Here is a 17,824-nt window from a genome sequence, read left to right on the forward strand (position 1 = left end):
CGCCTGTAAAATATGCAGGCTATGAAGTTCTTAAATAAAAGAAGCTCCCTGTTTCAGTTGAAATGGGGAGCTTTTCTTTATTTTGGTTAGCACCTGAAATTAATTAAAGGAGTAGTAAAGCAATGACGAAGTACATTTTTGTAACCGGTGGGGTTGTTTCATCACTAGGAAAGGGAATCGTTGCCGCTTCCCTCGGCCGTCTGTTGAAGAACCGGGGCTTGAAGGTTGCCATTCAAAAATTCGACCCATACATTAACGTGGATCCCGGTACGATGAGTCCATACCAGCACGGTGAAGTGTTTGTTACCGATGATGGGACCGAAACAGACCTTGACCTTGGTCACTACGAGCGGTTTATTGATAACGATCTGAATAAGTATTCTAACGTCACTACTGGTAAGATCTACTCCGAAGTTTTGCACAAGGAACGGCGGGGAGACTATCTCGGGCGGACTGTCCAGGTTATTCCTCATATTACCAATGCGATTAAGGACAAGATTAAGCGGGCTGGCGAAAGCAAGGACGCCGAAGTGGTAATTACCGAAATCGGTGGTACCGTGGGGGACATCGAATCCCAGCCATTCATGGAGGCCATCCGGCAAATGCGGGAAGAAGTAGGCCCCGAAAACGTCCTCTACATCCACACGACCTTAGTCCCGTACCTGCGGGCGGCAGGCGAAATGAAAACCAAGCCGACCCAGCACAGTGTTCGTGAACTGCGGGGCTTGGGAATCCAGCCGAACATCTTAGTGGTTCGGACTGAACGGCCAATCACCGATGAAATGCGGAAGAAGATTGCCCTCTTCTGTGACGTTGATCCCAAGGCGGTTATCGAGTCGATGGACGTTAACACCCTGTACGAGATTCCACTGAACTTGCAAAAGCAGGGGATGGACCAGCTGGTTGTCGACCACTTCGGCCTGGATGTTCCAGTGGCTGATATGCGGGAATGGACCAACATGGTCAACCACATCGAAAACGAGCTGACCAAGACGATTAAGATTGCGATGGTTGGGAAATACACCGACCTGCAGGACGCCTACATTTCCGTTAACGAAGCCCTGCGGCACGCGGGCTACCCGGTTAATGCCAAGGTTAAGATTGACCACTTTAACGCGGAAAACATTACGCCCGCAAACGTCAAGGAAACCCTGCAGGATTACGATGGTATTCTGGTTCCAGGCGGCTTTGGCAACCGGGGGGTAGAAGGAATGATCACCGCTATCAAGTATGCTCGGGAAAACGATGTTCCGTACCTGGGAATCTGCCTGGGGATGCAGACTGCCTGCATCGAGTTCGCCCGGGATGTACTGGGTTACCAGGATGCCAACTCAACTGAATTTGACCCGAATACGGAACACAACATCATTGACCTGATGGCCGACCAGGAAGACGTTGAGGACATGGGAGGAACACAACGTTTGGGTGCTTACCCGTGCAAGCTGAAGCCGGACACGGTTGCGGCAGCCGCATACGACAACCAGGCGATGATTAGTGAACGGCACCGGCACCGTTACGAATTCAACAACGCCTACCGGCAAGAAATGGAAGACCACGGCTTGGTCGTTTCGGGGGTTAATCCGGATCGGAACCTGGTTGAAGTTGTAGAACTGCCAGAGAAGAAGTTCTTTGTGGCGGCCCAGTACCACCCAGAATTCCTGTCACGGCCAAACCGCCCAGAGGGATTGTTTGCGGCCTTTGTCAAAGCGGCAGCAGCTGATAAGTAAATAGTTAAAATAGGTAGCGGCGGGCACGTTGTAGTTGCCTGGCTACATAAGTGGGGGAGTTAGATTGCGAACCAGTTTAGCTGGTTCCGGCTAATGCCCCTTTTAATTTCTTTAAGATTGCTGATAAAAGGTTGTAATTTAATAAACAATTAATTATCATTACTATTGATTGTTTATTAACAATAACTAAAAAAATAAAGCAAATAGTAACTAACTATTTTTAAGTGAGGAAACACGGAAATGAAACGAATGATCATTCAAGGAGGAAACCGGCTTTCGGGCGAAGTAACGATCGGTGGCGCGAAAAATAGTACTGTTGCGTTAATTCCGGCCGCGATTCTAGCGGATACACCTGTACAATTTGATACAGTACCGGATATCTTGGATGTTCACAATCTGATGATCATTTTGAAGTCGATGAACGTCAAGTCTGAGTTTAGTCATGGCGTCCTAGACATTGATCCAACGCAAATCATCGAAGCTGAACTTCCAAGTAAAGCGATCAAGAGCTTACGGGCTTCTTATTACTTTATGGGCTCGCTGTTAGGTCGTTTCCACCGTGCTACGTTAACTTTTCCTGGTGGTGACAATATTGGTCCCCGGCCAATTGACCAGCACCTCAAGGCGTTTAAAGCCCTTGGTGCAACGGTCAGTGAAAATGGGGGGACCGTTCATTTAGAGGCTCAAAATGGTCTTCATGGTGCCCGTATTTTTATGGATATGGTTTCCGTCGGGGCGACGATTAACGCGATTCTTGCGGCGGTTCGCGCTGAGGGAACGACGGTAATTGAAAATGCTGCCCGGGAGCCTGAAATTATTGACTTAGCGACATTTTTAAATAACATGGGTGCCAAAATTCGGGGAGTCGGAACTGACACCATCCGGATTACGGGGGTTAATACTCTCCAGTCGATGAATACCCATACGATTATTGCCGACCGGATTGAATCGGGGACTTACCTTTCACTGGCGGCAGCACTTGGTGATGGGGTCATGATCCACAATGTGATTCCGGAACACCTGGAATCATTCACCAGTAAGATGATTGAAATGGGTGTTGACCTTCAGATTGACAGTGACCGCATTTATGTGCCTAAAACCACTAAGTTCAAGCCAATTCATGTCAAGACGATGCCGTACCCCGGCTTCGCGACGGACCTCCAGCAGCCGTTGACCCCGCTAATGTCACTGGCGGAGGGGGACAGCGTAATCGTTGATACGATTTACCCGAAGCGGGTCAAGCACGTCCCTGAACTGCAAAAGATGGGGATGCAGATTGAGGCCCATGATGGGACGATTGTTGTCAAGCATACGGCTGCCCTGCACGGGGCAAACGTGAGCGCCGGTGAAATTCGTGCCGGGGCCGCGTTGACGATTGCCGGTTTAATGGCGGACGGGACGACTGTGATCAATAATGCGGGGAATATCCTGCGGGGGTATGACCGGATTGTTTGGAAACTAAACCGCCTGCACGCGAATGTTTCAATCGAAGACGATACATCAGTAAAAATTAGCTAGGCTGTTGCGTTACTAACTGATTCATGATATTCTATTAGGGTTGATTATCTATGTTTCAGGCAATGATTCATGGCAAAAGGAGCGTATAAAGTTATGAAACAAGGAATTCATCCAGATTACCACCCAGTAGTATTCGAAGATTCATCTACTGGTTACAAGTTTATCTCTGGTTCTACTGCTACTTCCAAGGAAACCATCAAGTGGGAAGACGGTAATGAATACCCATTGATCAGGGTTGAAGTTACTTCTGATTCACACCCATTCTACACTGGTAAGCAAAAGTTTACCCAGGCCGATGGTGCGGTGGACAAGTTCAACAAGAAGTACGGCCTCAAGTAGGACGGCTAGCTTGTGTCAGGGGGACGATGGACAAGGTTGCTTGTTCATCGCCCTTCTTTTTTATTTGTGGTAGACTAAACGCGGAAGTCTAGTAGAGGAGGATGAAATGTGGAGAAAAAGAAAAAACGCGGCCTGCCAAATTGGCTCCGCTGGACATTAGTAGTAATCTTGCTGGTAATTTCGCTGTGCCTGATTTTTAACCAGCAGATTAAAGAGCAGCTGGTGGGCAATTACCGCCCGACAATCACCCAGCAGACAATTAAGCGGGATGCGGCCAAGAAGGCAACCTATAATTATAGCGATGTTCAGGATCTTAACCTGCAAACGGTAGCGAAGGTTCGGGCGCAAAAACAGCCGATTAACATCATCGGGGAAATTACCGTTCCGGCGGCTGACATGACGATTCCAATTGCGAACGGTGTTAACAATACCACCCTGGCCTTGGCAGCAGGGACGATGCGGCCAGATATGAAAATGGGGCAGGGTAACTATGCGTTGGCTGGTCACAACATGGCCCACGGGAGTAAAATCCTGTTCTCCCCACTCTACTACCATGCCAAGGTTGGTCAGATGGTGTACATTACCGACCTTAAACGGGTGTATGAGTATAAACTCTACCAACGGACGTTTATTGAACCAACCCAGGTGGAAGTCGTCAATGATACACCACAGAAGATTATTACGCTGATCACTTGTAACGCTAATGGTGAGCGGCGGCTAATGCTGCGGGGGCGGTTTATCAAGTCCGAGCCATTCAAGCAGGCGCCACAAAATGTGCAGAAGAACTTTAGCAACAAGTACACGACCGGCCGGAATTCATAGTAAATAAAGCGGAGGAGTAGGGCTAGCGGGCCTAGTTCGTTGGCTACTGCACCGTGGCATTATTACCCTTAAATTAGTTAAGGGGATGGGCCAATTTCCTCCCGTTATCAGCATTTAAAGCAACAGCAGGCCTCTAGAACTCGGTTTTACCGGGTACTGGAGGCCTGCTTTGTACTACGCTGTCTAAGGAATCGGGCTACTTTCCCAGCCTTAAAGTTCCCTTTCGATTTTAGTTAACCACAGTGGCAACGCCCGGTAGAGGCTTTGATAAGTTTCCTCAAACCGGTGGGTGTACCACGGATCCGGGATTTCCTCGTTTTCTTGACCAGGAACTAGCTCGTTTGCCAGGTGAATTTTAGGCAGGTCACCGGCAGGCGCCATGCGCTGGAGAGCGGCGAGGTTCATGTTATCCATGCAGATGATGTAGTCTGCCCACGCAAAGTCACGTTGGGAAATTGGGCGGGCAACGAGGCCCGCGGTGGGGAGTCCGTGCTGTTCCATCGTTTGTCGCGCGCCGGGATAGGGCGGCTTGCCCTCTTCATAATCCGTAGTCCCGGCAGAGTCGACCTGGATTTGATGGCTAAGGTTGGCCTTGGCGACTAGTTGGCGGAACATGCTTTCGGCCATTGGTGACCGGCAGATATTGCCTAGGCAAACAAATAAGACGTTCATTTTTGACACCTCGCTGATTGTTTTCTTTTAGTTTATCATACAAGAAATTCTAAAGTTTTGCTAAGGGGAGAACTGAGCCTTTCCCCCTGAGAATTAAATCTGGTAAAATGTTAACAATAATTTAAAGGAGGAGAGCAGAATGGCTATTTTGATTGTCATCCTGGTATTAGTTGTCATCATCGGTATCTACGTTGTGATGTACAACGGCTTGGTACAGTTACGGGTTCACGCCCAGGAGTCCTGGAGTCAGATTGATGTCCAGCTCCAACGGCGGAATGATTTAATTCCAAACTTAGTTTCCACGGTGAAGGGGTACAGTAAGTTTGAAGCCTCTACCCTAGCAAAGGTGACTGAGTTACGGACCGCGTTGAATAATGTGCCTGACGATGATCATGCTAAGAAAATGGAAGTTTCTAATCAATTGACTGGAACGTTGCGGACCTTATTCGCGGTTTCGGAAAATTATCCGGACTTGAAGGCGAGCGCTGAATACCAACAGTTGATGGAGGAACTAAGCAATACTGAAAATAAGATTGCATATTCCCGGCAACTGTACAACAGTACGGTGGCAGCGTTGAACGCAAAGATTCAATCGTTCCCTAGCAATATTGTTGCGAAGCTGCACCACTTTACACAGATTGATTACTTGCAGGTACCGGAAAGTGCGAAGGCAGCACCTAAGGTTTCGTTCGACGATTAGGGTGAGCTAGATGTTATACCAGCAAATTGCACAAAATAAGCGGAAAACCGTCCTCGTGATGGCCGGCTTTTTTCTGCTGGTGGCCCTAATCGGGGCGGCAATCGGCTACTTGTTTGCGCGCTCAGCGGTTGGTGGAGTTATCATTGCTGGGGTGATTGCCCTAGTATATATGGCGGTGATTATCGGCCAGTCGACGGACGTGGTGATGAATATGAACAATGCCCGCGAAATCCACTCTGCCCAGGAGGCACCAGCATTGTGGCACGTGGTCGAAGACATGGCGATAGTAGCACAGGTGCCGATGCCGCGGGTCTTTATTATTGATGATCCGAGTCCTAATGCCTTTGCCACCGGGAATAATCCAGAACACGCTGCGGTGGCTGCGACAACTGGTTTGATGGAGATTATGAACCGTGAAGAGCTGGAGGCAGTAATGGGCCACGAGATGAGTCACGTCCGTAATTATGATATTCGTCTTCAAACGATTGCGCTGGCATTGTCAGCGGCAATCAGCATGTTGGTTAACTTTGCCGGCAACTTTTGGTGGTTTGGCGGAAGCAGAAGCGATGACGACGATGATAATAGTTGGGGTGTCTTTGCGATTTTGGGGTCGGTGCTGTTGATTATTCTGGCACCACTTGCAGCTACAATTGCTCAGATGGCCTTGTCGCGTAACCGTGAGTATTTAGCAGATGCCGGTTCAGTTGAACTGACACGGAACCCCCACGGGATGATCAGCGCATTAGAAAAGCTCAAAGAGGCCCAACCGATGAAACACGTTGCGCCTAGCAGCAGTGGCCTCTATATTAGCGATCCAGAGGAGAATGGTCGTCACCGCCGGTTTAGCGACTTGTTTGCGACTCACCCGCCATTGGATGCTCGCATCAAACGGCTAGAACAAATGTAAATTTTAGGCAGGGAACGCGGAAGGCGGGACCTGCTTTTTTCGTTCTTTTAGCAAGATAGTTTTTCCTTAAAGAATGCCTTTATTTCCCGACGGTGGTATAATTAAAAAGCTAGACCAAAGTATCAAAAGAAGAGGTAGCTTTTCAATGAAGATGAAGTTAGCGGAGATTGCGAAGGCAATTAACGCGCAAAATGAGATTGAACAATGGAAGGACATTGAGGTAACCAGTGTTTCTTTCGATAGCCGCCATTTGGAAAAAGGAGCTTTATTTGTTCCCCTCCAAGGGGCGCATGACGGTCACCAATACGTTGAAACCGCCTTTACCAATGGTGCGGCCGCCACTTTATGGGCTAGTGATCACGAATTAACTAACAGCGACCATCCCGTTTTAGTGGTAACTGATCCCCTTAAAGCCCTTCAAGAGTTGGGAAAATACTACCTGCGCAAAATCAACCCAATCGTTGTTGCTGTTACGGGGAGCAATGGGAAAACCACCACTAAGGACATGATTGCTTCCATTTTGAGCACCCAACTTAACGTTACTAAGACCTATGCCAACTTTAACAATGAAATTGGGGTGCCGGTCACTCTTCTAAACATGGAAGCCAACACCGAGGTGGTAGTCGTTGAAATGGGGATGGACCGGTTCGGTCAGCTCGACTTCCTGAGCAAGCTGGTTAGCCCGGACATCGCGGTTATTACCATGATTGGGGAGGCCCATATCGAATTCTTCGGTACTCGGGACCGGATTGCGGATGCCAAAATGGAAATCGTAAACGGCTTAAAAGAGGATGGCCTCTTTGTGTACGATGGTGATGAACCGCTGCTCAATGAGCGGGCAGCAAACATCACTCAACAGACAACCCGTTTTGGCCGCCAGTTAACTGATGTCTTATACGCAACGAGTGTTAACGCCGGCTCCCGCTCCATTGAATTTAAGGTTAACGAGTGGCCTGACGAGCAATTCACGATCCCAATGGTGGGTGAATATAACGTTAACAATGCCCTTGCCGCCATGGCAGTTGCCAAGCGCCTGCACATCAGTCCAAACCATATTAAGACGGCACTGGCAAACGTCGAACTAACGGAGAATCGGGCGGAATGGTTCAAGAGCAAGAACGGTGCTCAAATTCTCAGTGATGTTTATAATTCCAACCCGACGGCGGCAAAGCAGGTTTTAAAGACTCTCGCTGAAATGCCGGTCCAGGGACGGCGAATTGCGGTCCTTGGTGACATGCTTGAACTAGGGGAAGCCGCACCACGGCTGCACGCTAGCCTAGCAGAGCAAATTAACCCTGCTCAGATTCAAGAAGTATACCTGGTGGGAGCCGAAATGGCGCACCTACAGGCTAAGCTCCAGGAGCAGGGCTATCCTGCGGCAGATATTCACTATTACCAGGCCGACCAGCTCGACCAGTTAACCGCCGCTTTGGAAGCCGACCTGCAGCCGGCCGACATGGTCCTATTGAAAGCCAGTCATGGTCTGCATTTAGAGCAGGTTCTAGCAGCAATTAAAGAACAATAGTAACTGATTACCAGCCGATTGGTGATGTTTTCACCCGTCGACTGGTCATTTTTAGGAGGAAATTTTTTGAAGTTTAGCGAATTAGGTTTATCGCAAAGTTTATTAAAAGCAATTAAGCGGAGCGGCTACGAAGAGGCCACCCCAATTCAGGAACAGACGATTCCAATGGTCTTGAAGGGACAGGACGTCATTGGCCAGGCCCAGACAGGGACAGGGAAAACCGCCGCGTTTGGTTTACCGATTATTGAGCACGTCGATACGGACAACCCAAATATCCAAGCGCTGATTATCTCCCCGACTCGTGAACTGGCAATCCAAACTCAGGAGGAACTTTACCGCCTGGGCAAGGATAAGCATGTCCGGGTTCAAGTAGTATATGGGGGTGCGGATATTCGCCGGCAGATCAAGAGTCTCAAGCACCATCCCCAAATCCTCGTCGGAACTCCTGGCCGGCTGCGTGACCACATTAACCGTCATACCGTCAAACTGGGTCACATCCAAACCCTTGTATTAGACGAAGCCGACGAAATGCTGAACATGGGCTTCTTAGAAGACATTGAAGCGATCATCAAGGAAACGCCAGCTGAGCGGCAAACCCTCCTTTTCTCGGCGACAATGCCGCCAGAAATCAAGCGGATTGGCGAGCAGTTCATGACTAACCCGGAAACTGTCCGGATTAAGGCTAAGGAACTGACGACCGACCTGGTTGACCAGTACTACGTCCGGGCCCGGGATTACGAAAAGTTTGACATCATGACCCGGCTGATCGACGTCCAAGATCCGGACTTGACGATTGTCTTCGGACGTACCAAACGGCGGGTTGATGAGCTGTCAAAGGGACTGATTGCCCGGGGGTACAACGCCGCCGGAATTCATGGTGACCTCACCCAGGACCGACGCACGAAGATCATGAAGAAATTCAAGAACGGGGACCTGGATATCCTGGTTGCAACCGACGTGGCCGCACGGGGCCTCGATATTTCCGGTGTGACCCACGTTTATAATTACGATATCCCATCCGATCCGGATAGCTATGTCCACCGAATTGGACGGACAGGTCGGGCCGGACACCACGGAACGTCACTGACCTTTGTAACGCCAAATGAAATGGAATATTTGCATGAGATTGAAAAACTGACCCGGGTGCGGATGTTACCACTGAAGCCCCCATCTGCCGAAGAGGCCTTCAAGGGACAGGTTGCCAGCGCCTTTAACGACATTGACGAGTTAATTGCACAAGATTCCACCGATCGGTATAAAGAGGCCGCAGAGGAGCTCCTGGAGAGCCATGACGCAATGGACCTGGTTGCAGCCCTTCTCAATGATATGACGAAGGAGGCGGCTAGCGAGGTTCCGGTTAAGATTACTCCAGAGCGCCCGTTGCCACGTCGTCACCACGGTAGTAAGCGTACTGATTACCATGGTGGCAACCACCGGCACTACAATGGTAATCGACGGGGAAATGGCCGTTACCGTTCACGGGGTCACCGCGGTGATAATCACGGTCGCAGCCACTCCAGCCGCCACGCCTTTAATATCCGCCACCGTAAGGATAAGGAATAAAGCAAGTGCCAGGGCTGTGCCACTGAACAGCATAAGCAATATGGGACTGGAAATTAACTCAACCGCGTAGCTACTTAGTAGATGATGAGGCCTCAGCGCAATCGCTGGCTGCCGGGTTAAGTGCTGATCCACCAGTGTTTGACCTACTCCAAGTCGGCTAACTGCGCGGTAAAAGACACCAAAAATCAGTTTGCCAACCGATTCTTGGTGTCTTTTCTCACTCTTATAAAGTCCTGACCTAGCAAAGAAGATAGGATAATTTTGAATCCTAAACGAATAAAACCACTGATGACCAGCACGGCCATCAGTGGTTTTTTACGTTTACTTCAATTGTTCTTTGAAATGCTCTAAGTTAGCTGGGGTTGGATTAAGGTTTGCCCACCTTTGAGTCAAAAATTGGTCACTCAACCGATAATGCGGTGCCGGCTGTTTGCTGGTAATGAAGCTATTGGAAGCTCGATCAAATTTGACCCAGCCAGCCCAGCCGATGTGAATAGTGTCTTCCATAAAGGAAGTCTTGCCGCCATCATGGGAAAGGTCGAGCACGTTGTTGAAACCTTGTTCGCGGAGCTGGAACTTAATCTTGTTCACCGAACGGTAGTACATCTGCATATCCAGGCCAGTGAACTTTTCCCACTTGGCATTAACCGGTGGAATTACGAACAGCACGTTGGTGTTCGTGTTCTTAAACTGGTTTAAGACAACTTGCAGGTCACCATATTCCGGTGATTGAGTATAGTTCAGGTGCCGCTGACTACCCGCCAGCCGTTTTTCGTGCGGCTTGATCTTCTTAGTGTAGAAACTATTTTTAACCCGGAAACGGTTGTTAGTGGTATCCCGTTCACCGGTTGCCTCAGCGTCCTTATACAGCTGGTCGTAGTTATACTTTTTCGGCAGTTTGTTAACGTTTGGCAGGATGTGTTTCTGGTAGTTCTTGTTAATTTGGAACTCTGAGAAGAGGGCGTCTTCGTGCTTGAGCATCGCCACCCGTGTGTTGATTACCAACCGGTCCCAGCCGCTAAGGGCATGACCAGCCGCAATCTTACGGGCTGCAGCCCCAATCGTCCCGTCCGTTCCTAGGAGGGTCAGCAACCGGCGTGCGGTATACCGGTCGTATGGTGACCGTGGATTGGCTTTTTGCAGCCAGCTCAGGTCGGCATACGCCCCGTTATAAAACTTGAATGCTGGGGTTTTGACGCCCTGCTTGGTAAACCATTGGGGAGAAATAATGTAGACTGCCTTTTGGTCCGTTAACTGGTTTTCCATCGAATTAATGTTGAAAAACTGGGGCAGTGACTGGGTTCCCCGGGAACCAAATAGGAAGGGCGTGTAATTATGGTACCGCGCGGCCATTACGGATGGGTGATACTTATCCATCCGCCGCAGCTCGCTGGAACCAAAAAAGGGTACAAATTTGGTCTGGTGATTGCTCATGGCCTGCTGCTTAATTGATTGGTTTTTAAAGACAACTGGGCTGAGCGAAACGGCCGCTTGTTTCTCCATGGCGGTGCTGTGTTTATTTTTAATTGGTAACGAGAACAGCACCACAATCAGGACAAACGCCAGGATAACAGGGCCAAAGATGGACCACAGTTTCCGGCGGTTATGCATTTTGAAGCTCCTTTACCCGTTGTTCAATCTTTTCAATTGTGTTCCACTGGCTCCGGTCAAATTCAGAAACCGGAACTTGAACATCAAAGGCATCTTGCAAGCCTAACAGCAGGCTAACCGTTGCCATGGAGTCCAAGAGGCCACTGGTAAACAGGTCTTGGGAAGCATCGCTAAAATCAGCCGCGTCCCGGCCAGTTGCGTCAGCTAAAATGTTAATAATTTGTTCTTGCATAATCGTAAATCCTCCTAAAATCGATGTGGTTAGCTAAATAAAAAGGTATCCAAGAAACCACTAAAAATCAAAAATGTAAACATAACAAAGTTAAAGGTAACAAAAATGGCAATTCCCGTGGTCAGCTTATTGTGGGGCAGGTTTGGCAGCCGTTTTCGCTTGAACCGTAACCACCAGTCATTCGCCACTAGGGCAAAACCGTGCAGGAAACCATACAAAATATAGTACCAGGTGATGCCGTGCCAAAAGCCCATCAAAACCATGTTAAGCATATAAGCGGTCGATGACAAGGCATTCCGGTTCTTAAACCAGCGTTTTTTGGTTGCCATGAAGACAAAGCGCATGAAAATGTAGTCACGGAACCAGAACGACAGGCTGATGTGCCAACGGTTCCAGAACTCTTTGATGTTCTTGGACTTAAATGGCTGCTTGAAGTTCATCGGGGTCTGGACACCCATAAAATAGGAAATCGCGACCGCAAAGAGCGAGTAGCCGGCAAAGTCGAAGAAGAGGTAGAAACCGTACGTGTACATTACCCCCAGCATGCTCCAGGAGAACAGACTGTGGTTAATCATGGCCTGCTGTTCAAAGAACGGGTAAAAGTTTTGTCCGAAGAAGTAACCAATCACGAACTTGTACAAGAAACCGAGGAAGAGGTAGAAAATCCCCTTGCTGACCAGGTTCAGGTAGTCTTCCCGTGACGGGACTTTCCGGTAGTCCTTTTCGAAACGCCGGTAGCGATCGATTGGTCCGGAGGTAATCGTCGGCATAAACAGGATAAAGCGGACAAACTTCCAGGGAGAAATTTCCTTAATCATTCCGTCCCGGGTTTCGATAATGGTTCCAACGGCCCGGAAAGTCAGGTAAGAAATCCCCAAAAAGCCGAGTAGGGAGTTATGGCCCACCATTGCTGGCGAGAGCTTTACGATTACCAGCGGCAGGATGGATAAGCCAGACAGCAGGTAAAAGACACCGGTGCTGTTCTGCCGTTGCCGGTAGCGGGCGTAAAACATCACGAGCAGGGTTTCGTATATTACGTAGACGATCAGTGAAATCCCCTGCTGCCAGCTGCTGCCGTCAAACATTAAGAAAATGAAGACGAAGCTGATCAGTGCTTCGTACCAGCTAAACCGTTTGCCAAAGTAAAGGCCGATCCCCAGCGGTAAAAGGGCAAGAATTAAGTAGACAAAGTAGACTGGGGTTCCGTAGGCGCTAAAGTTTGGCAGACTTGAGATCCAATTAATCATTATTGATTGACCTCTTTAATCATTTGCTTAACTGCAATCTTGCCATTTGCAGACATCGGGAAGCTGTCTCGGTAAATGAATTGGGTCGGCATCATGTATGGCATGATGAGTTCCTTGAGGCTTTCCCGGATTTGAGCGGTCAGTTTGGCTGGCTCCTCGTCAGCATAGTCCTTCTTGGGGATGACCGCGGCGATCAGGTGGGTAACCTTGCCGTCCCGGTTGTATTTCGGCAGCGCCACTGTCTGCTTGATATACGGGCTCTTTTCTAGGCTGGCCCGTACTTCATCCAATTCAATCCGGAAGCCGTGGAGTTTAATTTGAAAGTCCATCCGCCCCTTGTGGTGGAGAAGACCATCTTCGTCAAGCACTCCCGCGTCCCCGGTCCGGTATGCTGGCTGGCCGTTCAGCTCGAAAAAGGCTTGAGCGGTCTTTTCAGGGTTGTTCATGTAGCCGTGGGCAACGCTGTCCCCAGCAATGATGATTTCTCCTTGTTCTCCCGGGGTAGTTACCTGCTGGTCGCCCTGCCAAATTGACAATTCTACTCCCGGCTTGGCATAGCCAACGGGGAGGCGGTCATTGTTCGCCGCAATTTCAGGAGTGATTTCAATTCCGGAAACAGCGACCGTGGCCTCCGTGGGCCCGTAAGTGTTGAAAATATGGGCGTGGGGGAAGCGCTTGTGCAGGTTTTGAGCGGTCTTGACCGTCAGCTCTTCACCGCAGAACAGGAAGTCGGTGATTCCCGGCATCTGCTGTTCACTAAAGGCCGGGCTTAACATCAGCATATCCGCAAACGAAGGGGTCCCGACAAAGACGTTGAGGTCTAGTTTAGGCAAGGCCGTAAAGAGCTGCCCGAAGTTTTCAACCACGTCATGCGGCAGGGCCTTGATCGTGCTCCCGCTCATCAGGGCCGGGTATAAGAACATATTTGAAAGGTCAAACGAATATGGCGGTTGTCCCAGGTAGTTGGCATGGGCCGGTAGGTCAAATTCGTCACTCAGCATCCAGTTGGTGAAGGTTACCAGGTTGTCGTGGCTGACTTCCACCCCTTTAGGAGAACCGGTTGTCCCTGAGGTAAACAGGATGTAGGCGAGGTCGTCCCCCGTGACGGGGTTCGGGTCATCAAACGCTTCGTGCGCATTGATGGCCTGGTTGATGGCGTCCCGGTCAATTACCGGTGCGCTCACCACGAGCTGGTCACCAGGGAAAGCGTCAATTGCCAACACCAGACTAGGCTTTCCGGTGTCAAGGATCGATTGAATCCGTGGTAGCGCTGAGTCAGCGGCTACCGGGATGTAGGAATGCCCCGTTTTTAAAGCGGCCCAGAAACTGGCTAACATCTCATACTGGTGGTCGCCAAAGACTAAAATTGGGCTGTGGTCCGGTAGTGACTGCTGGTCGAGCCAAGCAGCCAAACTGTCCGCAGCCGCCTTTAATTCACCATAAGTAGTGCTCCTGCCCATTTCGTCGTAGGCCAGCCGGTCCTGGTTGGCCATGGCGATCTGGTCAAAAGCATTAACAAGATTTGTAATCAATTTATTCTCCTCCACGTTAGAATTCATTATAAATAAACGGTTCTTGTCCTGCACCATAGTACCCGTATAGGTAAACCAGCAGGAGAATTACGATAAAGTAAAAGACCGTTTTTAAGATGAACTTTAGTGTGGGATGATTCTTAATACTTTTGGAAAAGATTATGAATCACTCCTTTCGCTTATAAGAAAATACCACGTTTTACTAAAATAGTGAATTTACTATGGTAATTTTAATGATTTTGTAAGCAATTCACCAGTAAAACGTGACAATAGAATTATATATCAATTCCGTCGCATGGTGAATTAATCTTTATGATTTATAACTTGACCTGTGCGTCTCGCTATGATTTTTGATAAAATTGAAGTCAATGTAAAATTTTTAATCGGGAAAGTGAGTAATAATGATAAGTGGACGTCTCCGCAATACGGAATATGTAATTAACCTGCGGGCACTCGGTGAAAATATCCAGGCCCAGAAAGCCGCCTTGCCAGCCGACAGCAAAATCTTAGCGGTTGTCAAAGCCAATGCTTACGGTCACGGTCTGGTACCGGTCGCTCAGGCGGCCCTCCGTGCTGGTGCCACTGGGATGTGCGTGGCAATCCTTGATGAAGCATTAGAACTGCGGGATAGCGGCTTAGACGTTATTACGCTGGTTTTAGGAATTACACCGGTCGAAGAGGCGAACGTCGCTGCTGAGGCAGGAGTTTCCCTGACCGTGGGTTCGCTAGATTGGCTGACCAAGTACCACCAGTTTGCCCGCCAGTTTAACTGGAAGAAGCCCCTCAAGATTCACCTGGCTGTCGATACCGGGATGGGGCGGATTGGCTTTACAAATGTCGCCGAGTTTAACCAGGCCGTTAAGATCCTGCGGCGGTATCCTGAATTTGAATTCGAGGGGATGTTTACCCACTTTGCAACGGCGGACAGTGCTGACCACACCTACTTTGATCGGCAATACGCGCGCTGGCAGAAATTTATTGAAAGCCTGGACGAGCTACCACAGTACACGCACATGGCGAATTCGGCGACCGGTTTGTGGCACCGCGACCAGATTACGGCCAACACGATCCGGATGGGGCTGTCGATGTACGGCTATAACCCGTCCGGAACTGACCTGCCGGAGGACTTGCACCTCCAACCGGTCGGGACGCTCCGTTCATCGATCAGCTTCGTAAAGAAACTGGCTGCCGGTGAGTCGGTTAGCTACGGGGCCACTTATACTGCGGAACACGATGAATGGTTGGCGACAGTGCCGATTGGCTACGCGGACGGCTATCCACGCTGCATGACCGGCTTCAAGGTACTGGTCGACGGGCAGTACTGTCCAATTGCCGGCCGGGTCTGCATGGACCAGATGATGGTTCGGCTACCGAAATACTACCCGGTAGATACTCCGGTCATCCTGATGGGCCGGTCCGGCGACTTGACAATCACTGCTGAGGAAATGGCCGACCAGGCTCAGACGATCAATTATGAGATCCTGACCAACTTTAATAACCGGATCCACCGAACTTATCACTATTAATAAAGGAGCGGGAAGATGACGAGTAAGCGGGTAAAACGGGGCGAAATCTTTTATGCGGACCTCTCCCCGGTAATCGGGTCAGAACAGGGGGGCGTCCGGCCCGTACTGATCTTACAAAATGACGTTGGTAACCATTACAGTCCGACGGTGATTGTGGCGGCAATTACCACTCAACTCCAAAAAAGCCGGTTGCCGACTCATGTATTCTTGCCCCACAAGGAAAGCTCCCTTGCACATAACTCGGTTATTCTCTTAGAGCAGGTGCGAACGATTGACAAGCAACGGCTGCAAGACCGGATTGCTAAGATCAGTCCGGCTAGGATGACCGCGGTGGACCACGCGCTCCAGATTAGTTTTGGACTGGTGAACAAGGAAAAGTAAAACAAAACGTCCTAAATCAGCTGAAAAGCTGATTTGGGACGTTTGTCGTTCAATGTGTGGCAGCTCATAGTGCCGCAAGACTCAGACTTTAATATTGGTGGTGGAGGTCTTCGACTTCGGCGACCTCAAAGCCCTTTTTTTGTAACCGGTGGACAATTTTTTCCATCTTATCGTGGTCCACGTCCGCTGGCAGGGTAAACAGAACCTGCTTCATCGCCGAGTGTTCTGGGTCAAATGACAGCACGTTGACGATTTGACAGTAGCGGGTGATTTCCTTACTGGCAGTCATCAGCGAGCCCCGTTCATCAGGAGTCGTGACCGTTAGTACATAGCTGCCGTTGTTGACATTCCAGCCTGCCGCTAACATTCGGAGCATGCTGTGGTGAGTCAGGATGCCATAGAATTGGTTATTTTCATTCAGAACGGCAATGTAGGGCAGGTCCCGCATGGCGAAGAAGACGGAAAAAAATGCTGAATTGATGGAAACAAACTTAGTGGCGTTTTTTAACAGGGCGGTCACGGGTTGGTGCATATCACCGCCGCGAGACTTGTGCCGGTATAGGTGCATCTTGTAAATGTTCCCCCGGAAAATCCGTCCGGACTTATCAAGGACGGGGACACAGCGGTAACCGCTAGTCTCAAGAACTGTCAGTGCTTCTTCCAGGGTGGCCGTTTCCGGCAGGGTGGTCAGCTGGTCTTTGGTTTTAATCAGTGAGCTAAAAATCATTATACGAACTTCTCCTGCTTTGTATTAAGTGCATTAATCATCATACCATATCTTGGTAAAATATGAGAGAAAAATGAGAAAGAATTAAAGCGCTATGGGGTGAATTATTTTAGTTTGGCCTGCAGCTAGGGTATAATAAAGGAACCAATGCTGGACGGGGAACGCTCCCGTGCGGCCTTTTTGTATTCTTGACTGCGAAGGGATGAATAATACGATGAAAATGATTGTGGGTTTAGGAAACATTGGTAGCCGCTACGATGAAACACGTCACAACACGGGCTTTATGGTGGTTGACCAACTAGCGCGCGACTACCAGCTCGGCGCGTTTAGCCACCTCAAACAGGAGGCGGTTGCGGCGAGTGGAATCATTAACGGCGAAAAGGTGATGCTGGTTAAGCCAACGACCTTTATGAACGATTCTGGTCGGGCAGTGGGCCCGCTGGTGGATTATTACGGTCTGGACCTTGCCGACCTGGTAGTCGTTAATGATGACCTGGACATGCCAGTTGGCCGGGTGCGGCTGAAAACCCATGGCGCTTCCGGTGGCCACAACGGCCTGAAGAGCATAATCAACGCACTGGGGACCAAGGACTTCAACCGGGTTAAACTTGGAATTGACCACCCCCAGCACGGGACGGTAGTCAGCCACGTTTTAGGCAAGTTCACGCCTGAAGAACGGCCACGGTTTGATGACGCGGTTGAACGGGCTGAACACGCTTTGGAAGATTGGATTAAGGGCGAGGACTTCGCCCAGCTGATGAACGACTACAATTAATTTAAAAGGGGGACAAGCGA

General features: G+C 49.6%; 18 protein-coding genes. 11 read left to right on the plus strand and 7 right to left on the minus strand.

The genetic code is table 11. The features are described from left to right. Positions 1-122 precede the first annotated feature (122 nt). From N4599_RS08470 to N4599_RS08485, 4 genes are all read left to right on the plus strand, one after another. Positions 123-1,727: a CTP synthase gene (locus tag N4599_RS08470; RefSeq protein WP_191363629.1), complete on the plus strand. Its 1,605-nt coding sequence runs from the start codon at positions 123-125 to the stop codon at positions 1,725-1,727. A gap of 240 nt (positions 1,728-1,967) precedes the next feature. Further along, a complete protein-coding gene (locus N4599_RS08475) occupies positions 1,968-3,245 on the plus strand; it encodes a UDP-N-acetylglucosamine 1-carboxyvinyltransferase (RefSeq protein WP_003713992.1) in 1,278 nt (425 codons plus the stop codon). Between the two features lie 93 nt (positions 3,246-3,338). Further along, entirely contained in the window at positions 3,339-3,584 is a 246-nt protein-coding gene (locus N4599_RS08480) for a type B 50S ribosomal protein L31 (protein ID WP_003714015.1), read from the plus strand. A gap of 108 nt (positions 3,585-3,692) precedes the next feature. Beyond that, entirely contained in the window at positions 3,693-4,406 is a 714-nt protein-coding gene (locus tag N4599_RS08485) for a class A sortase (RefSeq protein WP_003713987.1), read from the plus strand. A 210-nt stretch (positions 4,407-4,616) separates the two neighbouring features. Here N4599_RS08485 and N4599_RS08490 read toward each other — a convergent pair whose 3' ends face one another. After that, positions 4,617-5,078: a low molecular weight protein-tyrosine-phosphatase gene (locus tag N4599_RS08490; protein WP_260899077.1), complete on the minus strand. Its 462-nt coding sequence runs from the start codon at positions 5,076-5,078 to the stop codon at positions 4,617-4,619. 139 nt (positions 5,079-5,217) lie between these two features. Between N4599_RS08490 and N4599_RS08495 the strand changes: the two genes are divergently transcribed. From N4599_RS08495 to cshA, 4 genes are all read left to right on the plus strand, one after another. Then, positions 5,218-5,778, plus strand: a complete 561-nt coding sequence (locus tag N4599_RS08495; protein WP_062814165.1) for a LemA family protein — start codon at positions 5,218-5,220, stop codon at positions 5,776-5,778. 10 nt (positions 5,779-5,788) lie between these two features. Then, on the plus strand, positions 5,789-6,685 hold the full coding sequence (htpX, locus tag N4599_RS08500; RefSeq protein WP_260899080.1) for a zinc metalloprotease HtpX: 897 nt from the start codon (positions 5,789-5,791) through the stop codon (positions 6,683-6,685). A gap of 145 nt (positions 6,686-6,830) precedes the next feature. Beyond that, the gene (locus tag N4599_RS08505; protein ID WP_260899082.1) at positions 6,831-8,210 is read left to right on the plus strand and encodes a UDP-N-acetylmuramoyl-tripeptide--D-alanyl-D-alanine ligase; all 1,380 of its coding nucleotides are present in this window, start codon (positions 6,831-6,833) and stop codon (positions 8,208-8,210) included. Positions 8,211-8,276: 66 nt separating this feature from the next. Beyond that, positions 8,277-9,773: a degradosome RNA helicase CshA gene (cshA, locus tag N4599_RS08510; RefSeq protein WP_272882444.1), complete on the plus strand. Its 1,497-nt coding sequence runs from the start codon at positions 8,277-8,279 to the stop codon at positions 9,771-9,773. 321 nt (positions 9,774-10,094) lie between these two features. On the opposite strand, the gene dltD is transcribed toward cshA, so the two are convergent. From dltD to N4599_RS08535, 5 genes are read right to left on the minus strand one after another with little or no spacing between them, the layout of a single operon-like run. Then, positions 10,095-11,384: a D-alanyl-lipoteichoic acid biosynthesis protein DltD gene (gene dltD / locus N4599_RS08515; protein ID WP_191363633.1), complete on the minus strand. Its 1,290-nt coding sequence runs from the start codon at positions 11,382-11,384 to the stop codon at positions 10,095-10,097. Continuing rightward, entirely contained in the window at positions 11,377-11,616 is a 240-nt protein-coding gene (gene dltC, locus N4599_RS08520; RefSeq protein WP_003714041.1) for a D-alanine--poly(phosphoribitol) ligase subunit DltC, read from the minus strand. The genes dltD and dltC overlap by 8 nt, the downstream gene beginning before the upstream one ends. A gap of 29 nt (positions 11,617-11,645) precedes the next feature. After that, complete coding sequence (gene dltB, locus N4599_RS08525) at positions 11,646-12,863, minus strand: D-alanyl-lipoteichoic acid biosynthesis protein DltB (protein ID WP_191363634.1); 1,218 nt, start codon at positions 12,861-12,863, stop codon at positions 11,646-11,648. Next, positions 12,863-14,422: a D-alanine--poly(phosphoribitol) ligase subunit DltA gene (dltA, locus tag N4599_RS08530; RefSeq protein ID WP_419719947.1), complete on the minus strand. Its 1,560-nt coding sequence runs from the start codon at positions 14,420-14,422 to the stop codon at positions 12,863-12,865. Before dltA ends, dltB begins: the two co-directional genes overlap by 1 nt. Then, positions 14,412-14,555, minus strand: coding sequence for a teichoic acid D-Ala incorporation-associated protein DltX (locus tag N4599_RS08535; protein ID WP_194176643.1), 144 nt, complete (start codon positions 14,553-14,555; stop codon positions 14,412-14,414). The genes dltA and N4599_RS08535 overlap by 11 nt, the downstream gene beginning before the upstream one ends. A 241-nt stretch (positions 14,556-14,796) precedes the next feature. Here N4599_RS08535 and alr point away from each other — a divergent pair, with 241 nt between their 5' ends. Together alr and N4599_RS08545 are read left to right on the plus strand one after the other, a co-directional pair. Further along, positions 14,797-15,921 carry an alanine racemase gene (alr, locus tag N4599_RS08540; RefSeq protein ID WP_062814159.1) on the plus strand — a complete coding sequence of 375 codons (1,125 nt, stop codon included), beginning with the start codon at positions 14,797-14,799 and terminating at the stop codon, positions 15,919-15,921. Between the two features lie 15 nt (positions 15,922-15,936). Further along, positions 15,937-16,302, plus strand: a complete 366-nt coding sequence (locus N4599_RS08545; RefSeq protein ID WP_003714039.1) for a type II toxin-antitoxin system PemK/MazF family toxin — start codon at positions 15,937-15,939, stop codon at positions 16,300-16,302. Positions 16,303-16,390: 88 nt separating this feature from the next. Here N4599_RS08545 and cbpA read toward each other — a convergent pair whose 3' ends face one another. Beyond that, positions 16,391-17,029: a cyclic di-AMP binding protein CbpA gene (gene cbpA / locus N4599_RS08550; RefSeq protein WP_191363636.1), complete on the minus strand. Its 639-nt coding sequence runs from the start codon at positions 17,027-17,029 to the stop codon at positions 16,391-16,393. A 214-nt stretch (positions 17,030-17,243) separates the two neighbouring features. Between cbpA and pth the strand changes: the two genes are divergently transcribed. Beyond that, positions 17,244-17,804 (plus strand): aminoacyl-tRNA hydrolase, encoded by a 561-nt coding sequence (gene pth / locus N4599_RS08555; protein ID WP_003713198.1) that lies wholly within the window; start codon positions 17,244-17,246, stop codon positions 17,802-17,804. Positions 17,805-17,824 lie beyond the last annotated feature (20 nt).

This window comes from Limosilactobacillus oris, assembly GCF_025311495.1.
Classification (GTDB): domain Bacteria; phylum Bacillota; class Bacilli; order Lactobacillales; family Lactobacillaceae; genus Limosilactobacillus; species Limosilactobacillus oris_A.